Here is a 13,062-nt window from a genome sequence, read left to right on the forward strand (position 1 = left end):
GAAAATTCCTGGTGATTGAGAATGGGATAGAATGGTTCAGACGCCGAGCGACTTCAGCTTGCGATGAAGCGCAGACCGTTCCATGCCGACAAATTCCGCGGTTCTGGAGATATTGCCGCCGAACCGGTTGATTTGTGCGATCAGGTAATCGCGCTCGAACATTTCTCGGGCCTCTCGCAGCGGTAACGTCATGATATGCTGGTCACCGGTCGATGACACTTTCGGCATCGTGTCGAGCACGTCGGATGGCAGCATGTCAGCGGTGATCGGCTTATCCTGTCCGTCCGACTGCGCCAGAATGAGCAGTCGCTCGATGATGTTGCGCAGCTGGCGAAGGTTGCCCGGCCAGTCATGCGCCTGCAGGATCGCCAGCGCATCGTCACCGATCCGCCTTGCGCGAATGCCGGCATGTTCGGAGATCTGCCGCATGAAAATATCGACAAGGAACGGGATATCCTCGCGCCGGTCCGACAGCGCCGGCACCCGCACCGGCACGACCGACAGCCGGTGATAGAGATCCTCGCGGAAGCGGCCTTCGGCAATCATGCTTTCGAGATTGAGAGCCGTCGATGAAATGATGCGCACATCCACCTTCACCCGTTTGGAACCGCCAACCCTTTCGAATTGCTGGTCCACCAGCACGCGCAGGATCTTGTTCTGCGTTTCACGCGGCATTTCGCCAATTTCGTCGAGATAGAGAATGCCGCGATGCGCTTCCTCGAGCGCACCAATGCGCCGCGGCTGGCCCGGCATGCCTTCGGTCCCGAACAGGGCGATCTCCATCCGGTCGGGCGTGATCGTCGCCGCATTGAGTGCGACGAACGGACCATTGGCGCGGCTGGATTTCTTGTGGATCAGACGCGCCACCAGTTCTTTGCCTGAGCCTGATGGCCCGAAAATCATCACACGACTGTTGGTGGGCGCGATCTTGTCGATCGTCTGACGGAGCTGGGAGACAGCGACCGAGGTGCCGACGAGATCGGCCGCATCGCCCGATCGCTTCTTGAGTTCCTTGACTTCCTTCTTGAGCTGCGAATTCTCAAGCGCACGCTCGGCAATCAGGATCAGCCGGTCGGCCTTGAACGGCTTTTCGATAAAGTCGTAGGCGCCGCGCCGAATGGCATTGACCGCCATCTCGATATTGCCATGTCCGGAGATCATCACAACCGGCAGTTCGGGATGCCGGCTTTTCAGTTCGTCGAGAAGCCCCAATCCGTCCAGCCGGCTGCCCTTCATCCAGACATCGAGGAAGACGAGACGCGGCACGCGATCGGAAATCGCGGCAAGCGCACTGTCGCTATCGTGTGCGGTACGGGTTTCGTGTCCTTCATCGGAGAGGATACCCGAAACGATTTCGCGGATATCCTGTTCGTCATCGACCACCAAAATATCAGACGCCATTGACTCTCACCTTCTTGTCCGCCGTCTCCGCCGTCTCTGCCGCGCGCGGCAGGAGAATGCGGAACATCGCGCCATTGCCATTGTCAAAATCGGTCGGCGCATCATGCAACTCGAGTTGACCGCCATGGTCCTCGATGATTTTCTTGACGATGGGCAAACCGAGACCGGTGCCCTTGTCGCGCATAGTCATATAGGGTTCCAGGATCCGGTGACGGTTCTCCTGAGGCAGTCCCTTGCCATTGTCGATGATATCGATGACGAACCGGTCGCCTTCGACATCTTCCCTTGCGCGGATCATCACCTTGTAATGATCGCGGACCTGCCCTTCCGGAATGGCCTCGATTGCCTCGACGGCATTCTTGATCAGATTGGTGAAGGCTTGCCCGAGCATGCGGGAATCGAATTCGCCCATCAGAGGTTCATCGCCCCAGTCGCGAATGAACTCGACATGGCTGTTGCCCATTTCGCGCAGGAAAACGGTATCCTTGAGAATTGTCCGGAGATCGCCCCGTTCCTTCGACGGCTTCGGCATGCGGGCAAAAGACGAAAACTCATCCACCATACGGCCGATATCCTCGACCTGGCGAACGATCGTATCGGTGCACTGGTCAAAGACGGCGCGGTCATCCTCGTTGATCTGGCGGCCATAGCGGCGCTTCAGACGCTCTGCGGACAGGGTGATCGGCGTCAGCGGGTTCTTGATCTCATGGGCGATACGTCGCGCCACGTCGGCCCAGGCGGTCGATCGCTGTGCGATCACCAGATCGGTAATGTCATCGAGCGTGATCACGTAGGATTCGCGACCGGCATGCGATTCCTCGCGGGTCACCTGCACGTTGAGCGTCCGTTCCTTGCCGCCACGCAAAAGCCCGATCTGGCGGCGGAAATCGCTGCGATAGCGCATCGTCGCTTCGGACAGGACCGCATCGATTTCAGGCACCACATCGGCAAGCTTGCGCCCGATGATCTTCTCCGGCGCCTGGCCAAGCAGGATTTCCGTCGATGGATTGGCGATCGTGATAGTGCGGTCTTCCTCGACGCCGATCACCGCAGCGGTGACACCCGACAGAACCGCCTCGATGAAACGGCGCCGGTCATCGACTTCATCCTTGGCAACGAGAATTTCATCCCGTTGCGAACGAATTTCCGAAATCATCTTGTTGAAAGTGCGCGACAGCGATCCGACATCGCCATCGACCGTGCGCACCGGCACTATGACATTGAGATTACCGCCGGCCACATTGTCGGCCGCATTGATCAGCAGCCGGATCGGCCGGACAATTCTGTCGGCGACGGCAATTGCCGCCCAGATAGCCGTCAGAAGGGCGACGAGCGCAAAGCCGAGATAGATGATCGCAAAGGCGATCTGCGTCGACATCTTGCCTTCATCGAGCGCCTGGTATTCGGCGGCATTGTCGCGCATCAGATTGAGCGCCTTCATCACATCGGGATCGACGGCCCGGATTGTATAGAGATAGGCATCGATCTGATCGAGATTGATGATGGCGCCGACCAGATTGGTCGAACCCGGCGGAATGAGGGTTGGCCGGCCGGCAGCCGCTTCCCGCAGAGCCACCGGTGGTACCGGCGGCAAAGGCTTTGCCGTCTCGATATTGGCCTTCAAGAGAACGGTTCCCTCTGCCGTCACGATGAAGGCGCCAAGGATGCCCCTGCCCTTGGCCTGCCGCGTCATCAGTTCGACAAAGCCGTTCGGGTCGAGCGCATAGAGCTGGCGGTTGCGATCGAGATCGTTCGCCATCGAAATCGTCTGGCCCTGAAGATAACTGGCGTTTTCCGTCACATAGGCTTCGGCGACGTTGATCGAGGAATCGACGATCTGGCGGGTCCGGTTCGAAAACCAACGATCGAGGCCGGCATTCAGCGTCAGCGAGGCAATGACAGCGACCAAAATGGCCGGCGCGATCGCAACAACCGAAAAAAGCGTGACGATGCGGATATGCAGGCGCGCAGCCGCCTTCCCGCGAGCCCGCGCTTTTGCAAGCCGGAACAGTTCATAACCGACGAGCGCGATGAGCGCAGTTACAAACAGAGCGTTGATGACGACGGACGTGATGACGACCTGCGGCACCGGCTCGATGGGCGTGAAGCCCAGCAGGACTGCCAGAGTTGCAAGGGCTGCGACCAGCGCGCCACCAGCCACGGCAATTCCAGCCGTGGTGGAAATACCGCGGCGTTCGCTGAATTGGCGGGCGTCTTCATCCCCTCCGAGCGACATGTCACTTCCGATTTCTGATGGCTTCCAGGATGGAAAGCCTTCCCCGATTATGTTTCTAGCCAGACATTTGCGCACGGCTTCTGGCGAAGCCATGTGGCATCATCATGTCAGGCGCGACTCTCGTAACGAGATGCCGTTGCCAGAGAGCAACATATTGTGGCGAAAATGCAACGGGCCTGCCGGGTCTGTCAAGCAATCCGGGAGCTGCGATAAACCGTCACGCCGAGTTCGCGGATTTTCTTGCGCAGCGTATTGCGGTTGAGACCCAGAAGATCGGCAGCCTTGATCTGGTTGCCGCGCGTTGCTGTCAGGGCGGCGAGAATCAGCGGGTATTCCATCTCGGCCAGAACGCGATCATAGAGACCGGGGGGCGGCAGGCTGTCGCCGAACTCGGCGAAATAGGTGCGCATGTTTTCTTCCACCGCCTGCGAAATCGATACGCTACCGGGTCTGCTCCCGGGCTTTTCTGCGGGTGCAGCTGCGAAATCCGGCTTCAACTCGGTCTCGGCAATCTCGCGGGTAATGATGTCCTGCGGATAGAGCGCGGTCAGACGACGTACGAAATTTTCCAGTTCGCGCACATTGCCCGGCCAGGGATAGGCCTTCATCACATCGAGCGCCTCATTGTCGAAACGCTTGGGCGCCATCCCTTCCTTCTCGGTCATCTGCACGAAATGGCGGACGAGATCGGGAATATCCTCCGCGCGCTCGCGGAGCGGCGGCAGGCGCAGGGGCACGACATTGAGGCGATAATAGAGATCTTCGCGAAAGAGGCCCTGATTGATCGCCTGCTTGAGGTCCTTGTTGGTCGCAGCCACGATACGCACATCGGTCCGGATCGGCGTGCGTCCGCCCACAGTGGTATATTCGCCCTGCTGCAGAACGCGAAGTAGCCGCGTCTGCGCATCCATCGGCATATCACCGATTTCATCGAGAAAGAGTGTGCCGCCTTCCGCCTGTTCGAACCGACCGGTCGAACGCGCCTGCGCGCCGGTAAACGCGCCCTTTTCGTGCCCGAACAGTTCCGATTCGATTAGATCGCGCGGAATGGCGGCCATGTTGATCGCCACGAACGGACCGTTGCGGCGCTTGCCATAGTCATGCAGTGCGCGCGCCACCAATTCCTTGCCGGTTCCCGATTCGCCGGTAATCATCAGCGTCAGATCCGTCTGCATCAGGCGGGCAAGAACGCGGTAGATTTCCTGCATCGCCGCCGAACGGCCCACGAGCGGCATTCCATCCTGGGTGTCGTCTTCCGGCCGCTGCGGGCGGCGCTTGGGTTCAGACAGGGCCCGGCCGACGATCGCGATCAGTTCCGTCAGATCGAACGGCTTCGGAAGGTAATCGTAGGCACCCTTTTCCGACGCCTTGATGGCCGTCATGAACGTGTTCTGCGCGCTCATGACCAGCACCGGCAGATCCGGCCGCAGCTTCTTGATCCGCGGCAAAAGATCGAAGGCATTCTCGTCCGGCATCACGACGTCGGTGATGACGAGATCGCCCTCACCGGCAGACACCCAACGCCACAGGGTTGCGGCATTGGAGGTGATCCGCACATCATATCCAGCCCGGCTGAGCGCCTGATTGAGAACCGTCCGGATGGCGGCGTCGTCATCGGCAACAAGGATCGTGGCAGCAGTCATGTCGTTTCCCTTGCAGTTGCGGTCAGGCTTCGCTGTCCGGCGCAATGTTGCGCGACGCCGGCATCAGCACCCGGAAAATGGTCTTGTTGTTCTGTCGATCGCACTCGACGATCCCGCCATGTCCGCCGATGATCTTCGCTACCAGCGCCAGACCAAGGCCGGACCCGTTGGTCTTGGTGGTGATGAACGGATCGAACAGATGCGGCAGCAGATCCTCGGGAATCCCCGGTCCGTTATCGATGACGCAGAATTCGAGCGGCAGTGAAATCTTCTCGCGCGTTCCGGCAACCGACATGCGGATGCCGGGGCGATAGGCCGTCGTCAGCGTGATTTCGGCATCCGGACGATCGCCGACCGCCTCGGCCGCATTCTTGATCAGGTTCATGAATACCTGGATCAGCTGGTCGCGGTTGGCATGCACCGCCGGAAGGGACGGATCGTAGTTCTCGGTGATCCTGATATGGCGCGCAAAGCCGGCTTTCGCGGCCGCCTTCACATGGTCGAGCACAGAATGGATGTTGATCGGCATCCGGTCGACCGGCCGTTCATCGGAGAAAACCTCCATCCGATCGACGAGCGAGACGATGCGGTCGGTTTCCTCGCAGATCAATTGCGTCAGCGCACGGTCTTCATCGCTCACAGAGGTTTCGAGAAGCTGCGCAGCACCGCGGATGCCGGAGAGCGGGTTTTTGATTTCATGCGCCAGCATCGAGGCAAGGCCTGTCACCGACCGTGCCGCCGCCCGGTGGGTCAGCTGGCGGTCGATCTTGTCGGCCATCGACCTTTCCTGGAACACGATTACCACTGCCCCCGGCTCGGAAAGGACCGGCGCCACATAGATATCAACCAGCTTGTCGGCACCCAGTCGCGGCGATGAGAGGTCGACCCGATATTCATTGACCGGCGCGCGCCGTTCGCGAACCTGGTCGATCAAGGTCAGGAGCGGACTGCCGAACGGAATATAGGCATAGATCGTGTGCCGGGCGAGATAGGATGCCGAAGCGCCGAAGAAGGATTCCGCCTCCCAGTTGGCAAAGGCGATGTAGCCGTCCTCATTGACGAGAATGACGGCATTCTGGATGGCATTGAGGACGCTGACCGCCCAGTCATTTTCCGATTTCAACTTGTCCCGCTCCAACGGATTTCCTTTCATGCGGCAATCCCGAGCTCCGTTCCGGAGCCGGCCGCAAGGATGGCATCGCGCATGCCTTTCACCACGGCTTCGGTATCGCGGCTCACGAGCAACGCCTGCCGCAGGCTCTGATCTACCGAAGGCAACCGGTCGAGATACCAGCCGATGTGCTTTCGAGCGTGGCGCAACCCGCCTTCATGCCCATAAAAATCGAGCATCATGCGGTACTGACGTTCGAAGATCGCGGCACGTGCGGCAGCATCCGGTTCAGTGGATACGCCTGCAAGGACACCGAGATGCCATGGCCGTCCCTGGCTCGCCCGACCGATCATGACCGCATCGGCACCGGACTTTCGCAGGATCTCGCCGACATCCTCGGCGGTATCGACATCGCCATTGGCCACAAGCGGAACGGAAATCCGGGCGCGAACTTCGGCGATCCGGTCCCAATCGGCGCGGCCTTCATAGAATTGCATGCGGGTACGGCCATGAATGGTAATCATCTGAACGCCAAGCGCTTCCGCAGCAGCGGCAATGTCGGGCGCATTGATCTTATCCCAGTCCCAGCCGAGCCGTGTCTTCAGCGTCACCGGAATTTTCACGGCCTCCACGACCGCCTTGATGATCGCAAGCGCCAGTTCCGGTTCACGCAGCAATGCCGAACCGGACAGGCCACCGATGACCTTCTTGGCCGGACACCCCATATTGATGTCGATGATATCGGCCCCATGTGCCTCGCAGATGCGTGCGGCTTCCGCCATGATTTCGGGATCGCGGCCGGCAAGCTGCACCACATGCGGCGCAAAGCCGGCAGATCGCAGACGCGACCAGGATTCCGCCCGGTTCCCCACCAGCTCGCGACTGGCGATCATCTCGGTCACCACCATTCCGGCACCGAATTCGCTCGCAAGAATCCGGAACGGCAGATCCGTGACACCCGACATCGGCGCGAGGATAATCCTGTTGCGTAGCACGGCTGGGCCAATGCGTAACGGTTGGCGGATGAGCTCGAAGCTGTTTTGCATATCTTTACGGCACATGACTACAATGCACTATTTTTAGACAGTTGATAAACCTTTGCCAAGCGGATTCGTCGTGTCGCTGAAAAAAGGTGCGGGCTCGGTCCCTGGTTGCTCTGGCTTTCGCGAAGGTCAGTCTGTAAAGCGAGTCGTCAAACGCTAGCACTGTTTGAACGACGCATTATGACCCAACCATCACAAGCAGGCATCGCGATCCTGATCGTGGCAGCCGGACGCGGTGAACGCGCTGGTAGCAGCCATGAGGGTCCTAAGCAATACCGACGAATCGGCGACAGGCCGATCATTCGCCACACGCTTGAACGTTTCCGCGCCTGGTCCCCTTCGAGCCCGATCGTCATTGTCATCCATCCGGACGATCAAGCATTGCTGGCCGCTGCCATCCATGGCCTAACGTTCGACACGCCACCGATCGTGGTTCACGGCGGTCCCACGCGCCAGCAATCGGTTCTCAACGGCCTCGAGGCTCTCGCCAAAACCGATCCGTCGCATGTCATGATCCATGATGCCGTGCGGCCGTTTTTCTCCGCGGCTCTGCTCGATCGGGTCGCATCGAGCCTGCAGGCTGGATCTCAGGGCGTATTGCCGGCGGTTCCGGTCGCCGATACGCTGAAGCGTGGATCAGACGGCATGGTGGCTGCCACTGTAGACCGCCAGGGGCTCTTTGCAGCCCAGACACCACAATCCTTTTCCTACGCGATGATCCTTGACGCGCACCGGAAGGCTGCATCCTCCGGCAAGGCGGATTTCACCGACGACGCCTCGATCTTCGAATGGGCGGGGCTTCCCGTCACGCTCGTGGCGGGCGAAGCCGACAATACGAAAATCACCCTCGCCCGCGATATCGAGCTGGCCAACGAGAGGCTGCGATCGACCATGTTACCCGACATCCGGACCGGCAACGGCTATGACGTTCACCAGCTCGAGCCAGGCGATGGCGTGACGCTCTGCGGCATTCTCATCCCGCATGACAGGAAGCTCAAGGGCCATTCCGATGCCGATGTCGCGCTGCACGCGCTGACCGACGCATTGCTGGCGACTTGCGGTGCCGGCGATATAGGCGATCATTTTCCGCCTTCGGACCCGCAATGGAAGGGCGCGCCTTCCCGCATCTTTCTTGCCCATGCGGCAAAAATCGTCGCAGATCATGGCGGCACCATCATGAATGCCGATGTTTCCATCATTGCCGAAGCGCCGAAGATAGGTCCGCACAGGCAAGACATGCGACAGGCGATGGCCGACGTCCTGGGAATCGAGCTCGAACGCTGTTCCGTCAAGGCGACAACCAATGAGAAGATCGGCTTCATCGGACGCGGTGAAGGGATTGCAGCGATTGCGACCGCAACGGTCGCCTACCGGAGGAAGGACTGATGTTCGACAAGGAAATTCTCGCTCTGGCCGATGAGGTTGTTTTCCTGTGCACGGAAGGCAACGTGATGGTCGCAACGGCCGAGTCCTGCACGGGCGGACTTGTTGCCGGCGCCATCACCGCGATTTCAGGCGCTTCTCAGGTGCTGGAGCGTGGTTTTGTGACCTATTCGGACCAGGCCAAGAGCGAAATGCTCGGCGTCATGCCGATCACGCTGCGCCAGTATGGCGCCGTGTCGCGCGATGTGGCGTTGGAAATGGCGCATGGCGCCATGTCGCGCTCGGAGGCTGGCATCACGGTTTCCGTGACCGGCATTGCCGGCCCCAATGGCGGCTCGACCAACAAGCCGGTGGGTCTCGTCCATTTCGGCGGTCGCCACTACAAGGGCAAGCTCATCCACCGCGAAATGAATTTCGGCGATATCGGTCGCGATGCCGTGCGGCGGGAATCGGTTGTGGTGGCACTCGAAATGCTGATCGAACTCGCCAAGATCAAGTAGCGGCCTTGCCGTAGATCGCATCGGCGCGCTTTTCGAATGCTTCGGTGAACATGCGAAAAGCCCGATCGAACATCGACCCCATCAGGGCCCCGAGCACGCGGCTCTTGAACTCATAATCGATGAAGAAGCCGACATCCGAGCGACCCGGGCCGGTTTCGACGAAGGTCCAGACATTGTTGAGATATTTGAATGGGCCATCGATATATTTGACTTCGATGATCCGTTCGTCCGGCTTCAAGAGCACCTGGGTCGTGAAGGTCTCGCGGATCGCCTTGTAGCCGACGGTCATCGAGGCCACCAGCAGGGTCTTGCCGTCGCGCTCCTTGCGGCTGTTGATCGTCAAGGCTTCGCAAAGCGGCAGGAACTCGGGATATTTCTCGACATCGGCTACAAGCGCAAACATCTGGTCTGCGCTGTGACTGGCAGGACGTCGTGTATCGAATTTTGGCATGGCAGGCGTCGGTCCCTTGGGCCGGCCCGGCGGTGCCGAGCCGCGGATAGTCGGGTGATCAGGCTTTCAGCATCTTCTCGCGCGCGGCCTTCAGCCGGGCGAAATCATCGCCGGCATGGTGCGACGAGCGGGTGAGCGGGCTTGAGGCCACCATCAGGAAACCCTTGGCATAGGCCACGGTTTCATAGGACTTGAACTCCTCCGGCGTCACGAAGCTGACGACGCGGTGATGCTTGCGCGTCGGTTGCAGATATTGGCCGATGGTCATGAAATCGACGTCCGCCGTGCGCAGGTCGTCCATCAGCTGCAGCACTTCGTTGCGTTCTTCGCCGAGGCCGACCATGATGCCCGACTTTGTGAACATGGTCGGATCGAGTTCCTTGACCCGCTGCAGAAGCCGGATCGAGTGGAAATAACGTGCGCCGGGGCGGACGGTGAGATAGTTGCCCGGCACCGTTTCGAGATTGTGGTTGAAGACATCGGGCTTGGCGGCGACAACCCGCTCGAGCGCACCGGGCTTCTTGAGGAAGTCGGGCGTCAGGATCTCGATCGTCGTCAGCGGCGAAGCGGCCCGGATGGCGAGAATCACCTTTTCGAAATGTTCGGCACCGCCATCCTCGAGATCGTCGCGATCGACCGAGGTGATGACGACATGGGAAAGGCCCATCTTGACCACGGCCTTGGCGATGTTCTCCGGCTCGGACGGATCGAGCGGCAGCGGCTTGCCGGTGGCGACATTGCAGAAGGCGCAGGCGCGGGTGCAGATCTCGCCCATGATCATGAAGGTGGCGTGCTTCTTGTCCCAGCATTCGCCGATATTGGGGCAGCCGGCCTCTTCGCAGACGGTGACGAGATTGTGTTCCTTGACGAGCGCGCGCGTCTCGGAATAGCCCTTCGACACCGGTGCGCGCACGCGGATCCAGTCCGGCTTGCGCATCACCTCCTGGTCCGGCCGATGCGCCTTTTCCGGATGCCGCACCCGCTTTTCCGTCGTCGTGTCGAGGATCGTTACCATGAATTTCCCACCCACCTGGTGTGAAGGCCCGAATTCAGCCTCTGAGGCATTCGGCCAAACAACAAAAACGGGCCGCCACGTAGTGTGGCAGCCCGATGACACATAGTTCTCACGCGATTGGAAATCAACCGCGACCCGATCAGTCGCGACGGAGCATCCGCCCGATCGCAATCAGCAGGCTCGCGCCCACGAAACCAACCAGCAGATAGACCAGCCATCCGGTCCCCGTGTAGATGCCGAGCGCCGCCAGAACGAAGTTCAGGAAGGCCGCCCCGATGATCCCGAGAATGATGTTCATGAAGATGCCCATGTTGCTTTTCATGAACATTTCCGCGAGCCAACCGGCGAAACCGCCGACAATGATAGCCCCCAGCAAACCAACGCCATTCAGATCCATTGTATAACTCCCCACATTCTGTGAACGATGGAGATACAACGCTGCTCGTGCCGGTTTGTTCCATGGAATGACTCAATCAGGCGTTCAGGACCCGACCATAGGCATCCAGAACGCTTTCCTTCATCATTTCGGAAAGGGTCGGATGCGGGAAGATCGTGTGCATCAGCTCTTCTTCGGTCGTCTCGAGGTTCATCGCCACCACGAAGCCCTGGATGAGTTCCGTGACTTCGGCGCCGACCATATGGGCACCGATCAGTTCGCCGGTCTTCTTGTCGAAGATGGTCTTGATCATGCCCTGGTCTTCGCCAAGCGCGATCGCCTTGCCGTTGGCGGCAAAATTGTAGCGGCCGACGCGGATCTCGCGCCCTTCCGCCTTGGCCTTGGCTTCGGTGAGGCCGACGGAAGCAACCTGCGGGTTGCAATAGGTGCAGCCCGGGATCTTGCTCTTGTCCATCGAATGGACGCCGGGCACGCCAGCAATCTTCTCGATGCAGATCACACCCTCATGCTCGGCCTTGTGGGCCAGCATCGGCGGACCGGCAACATCGCCGATCGCGTAAAGACCGGCAACATTGGTCTTGCCATAGCCATCGATGACGATGCAGCCGCGATCGGTCTTCACGCCCAGCGCCTCGAGCCCGAGATTTTCGATATTGCCCTGCACGCCTACGGCAGAAATCAGGCGATCGGCCGAAATCTGCTGCACCTTGCCATCCTTGGTCTCGACATGGGCGGTGATGGAATTGGCAGCCTTGTCGACCTTAGTCACCTTGGCGCCGGTGATGATCTTGAGGCCGCGCTTCTCAAGCTGCTTGCGGGCAAAGGCGGAGATTTCCGCATCCTCGACCGGCATGATCTGGTCCATCACCTCGACGACCGTCACATCGACGCCCATAGAGCGATAGAAGGAGGCAAATTCGATGCCGATGGCGCCCGAGCCCATGACGACGAGCGATTTCGGCATGAAATCCGGCTTCATCGCCTCGAAATAGGTCCAGATCAGCTTGCCATCCGGCTCGATGCCGGGCAGTGCGCGCGGACGGGCGCCGGTGGCAACGATGATATGCTTGGCGGTGTAGGTGCCCTCGCCCAGCACGCCCTTCGGCACCGGGTTCTGCGGCTCGATCACCGGCTTGGTGGATTTGCCGACAACGATCTCGTTGGCCTTCGTAAGCTTGGCTTCGCCCCAGATCACATCGACTTTGTTCTTCTTCATCAGGAAGGCGACGCCGCCATTGAGGCGGGCGGAAACGCCGCGCGAGCGGGCGACGACGTCCTTGACGTCGGCCGTCATGGTTCCATTCAGCGTCAGGCCGAAGCTTTTTGCATGGTTGGCATGGTCGAGAATTTCGGCGGAACGCAGAAGAGCCTTGGTGGGAATGCAGCCCCAGTTGAGGCAGATGCCGCCCAGATGTTCGCGTTCGACAATGGCTGTCTTGAAGCCGAGCTGGGCCGAACGGATGGCGGTCACATAACCGCCGGGGCCGGAACCGATAATGATGACGTCATAGCTATTCGACATGGGCGCTTCCACTCCTTGGCCTTGTGTCAGGGCCGGTTTGACCCCGTGAGACCTGGCACATGGAGTGGAAGCGAAGGCCGGGCTCAGTCCCCGAGTTTTTCAGCTTCCGGCTCGTGATGCACCAGCATCCCGTATAGTTCATCCTTGAGCTGCATCCGCTGTTTGCGGAGATCGATGACAGTCACGTCATCAAGCGGCTCGATATCGGTTTCGGCACGATGAATACGTCCGTTGATATCGTGATACTCATTGTAGAGTCTCGCGAAATGCCCATCCGTGGATTTCAGATGCTGCATCTGCTTCACGAATTCCGGAAATTCAGCGGCCAGTTCGTGCGGTGTGTTCGACATGGTAACCTCT

12 protein-coding genes are annotated in these 13,062 nt (G+C 59.7%); 2 read left to right on the forward strand and 10 right to left on the reverse strand.

Going from position 1 to position 13,062, the window contains the following annotated elements:
* Positions 1-36 precede the first annotated feature (36 nt).
* From ntrX to dusB, 5 genes are all read right to left on the reverse strand, one after another.
* Positions 37-1,401 (reverse strand): nitrogen assimilation response regulator NtrX, encoded by a 1,365-nt coding sequence (gene ntrX, locus Q4481_RS17145; protein ID WP_304377627.1) that lies wholly within the window; start codon positions 1,399-1,401, stop codon positions 37-39.
* Complete coding sequence (locus tag Q4481_RS17150; RefSeq protein ID WP_304377628.1) at positions 1,391-3,637, reverse strand: sensor histidine kinase NtrY-like; 2,247 nt, start codon at positions 3,635-3,637, stop codon at positions 1,391-1,393. Before Q4481_RS17150 ends, ntrX begins: the two co-directional genes overlap by 11 nt.
* A gap of 188 nt (positions 3,638-3,825) precedes the next feature.
* Positions 3,826-5,280, reverse strand: a complete 1,455-nt coding sequence (gene ntrC / locus Q4481_RS17155; RefSeq protein ID WP_304377629.1) for a nitrogen regulation protein NR(I) — start codon at positions 5,278-5,280, stop codon at positions 3,826-3,828.
* A 22-nt stretch (positions 5,281-5,302) separates the two neighbouring features.
* A complete protein-coding gene (locus tag Q4481_RS17160) occupies positions 5,303-6,433 on the reverse strand; it encodes a two-component system sensor histidine kinase NtrB (protein ID WP_304377630.1) in 1,131 nt (376 codons plus the stop codon).
* Positions 6,430-7,452 carry a tRNA dihydrouridine synthase DusB gene (gene dusB, locus Q4481_RS17165; protein WP_377353104.1) on the reverse strand — a complete coding sequence of 341 codons (1,023 nt, stop codon included), beginning with the start codon at positions 7,450-7,452 and terminating at the stop codon, positions 6,430-6,432. The genes Q4481_RS17160 and dusB overlap by 4 nt, the downstream gene beginning before the upstream one ends.
* Positions 7,453-7,614: 162 nt before the next feature.
* On the opposite strand from dusB, the gene Q4481_RS17170 reads away from it, so the two are divergent.
* Entirely contained in the window at positions 7,615-8,820 is a 1,206-nt protein-coding gene (locus tag Q4481_RS17170) for a bifunctional 2-C-methyl-D-erythritol 4-phosphate cytidylyltransferase/2-C-methyl-D-erythritol 2,4-cyclodiphosphate synthase (protein ID WP_377353102.1), read from the forward strand.
* Complete coding sequence (locus Q4481_RS17175; protein ID WP_304377632.1) at positions 8,820-9,317, forward strand: CinA family protein; 498 nt, start codon at positions 8,820-8,822, stop codon at positions 9,315-9,317. Before Q4481_RS17170 ends, Q4481_RS17175 begins: the two co-directional genes overlap by 1 nt.
* Here the strand turns inward: Q4481_RS17175 and Q4481_RS17180 are convergent.
* The 5 genes from Q4481_RS17180 to Q4481_RS17200 all read right to left on the reverse strand — a co-directional run bounded on the left by Q4481_RS17180 (position 9,310) and on the right by Q4481_RS17200 (position 13,052).
* On the reverse strand, positions 9,310-9,768 hold the full coding sequence (locus Q4481_RS17180) for a type II toxin-antitoxin system RatA family toxin (protein WP_304377633.1): 459 nt from the start codon (positions 9,766-9,768) through the stop codon (positions 9,310-9,312). The genes Q4481_RS17175 and Q4481_RS17180 overlap by 8 nt on opposite strands.
* Before the next feature lie 58 nt (positions 9,769-9,826).
* The gene (gene lipA, locus Q4481_RS17185) at positions 9,827-10,783 is read right to left on the reverse strand and encodes a lipoyl synthase (protein WP_304377634.1); all 957 of its coding nucleotides are present in this window, start codon (positions 10,781-10,783) and stop codon (positions 9,827-9,829) included.
* A gap of 139 nt (positions 10,784-10,922) precedes the next feature.
* Positions 10,923-11,180: a GlsB/YeaQ/YmgE family stress response membrane protein gene (locus Q4481_RS17190; protein ID WP_304377635.1), complete on the reverse strand. Its 258-nt coding sequence runs from the start codon at positions 11,178-11,180 to the stop codon at positions 10,923-10,925.
* A 76-nt stretch (positions 11,181-11,256) separates the two neighbouring features.
* Positions 11,257-12,702 (reverse strand): dihydrolipoyl dehydrogenase, encoded by a 1,446-nt coding sequence (gene lpdA / locus Q4481_RS17195; RefSeq protein ID WP_304377636.1) that lies wholly within the window; start codon positions 12,700-12,702, stop codon positions 11,257-11,259.
* A gap of 83 nt (positions 12,703-12,785) precedes the next feature.
* Complete coding sequence (locus Q4481_RS17200) at positions 12,786-13,052, reverse strand: HP1242/YdcH family protein (protein WP_304377637.1); 267 nt, start codon at positions 13,050-13,052, stop codon at positions 12,786-12,788.
* Positions 13,053-13,062 lie beyond the last annotated feature (10 nt).

Source organism: Fluviirhizobium alvei (assembly GCF_030551875.1).
Classification (GTDB): Bacteria; Pseudomonadota; Alphaproteobacteria; order Rhizobiales; family Rhizobiaceae; genus Rhizobium_E; species Rhizobium_E alvei.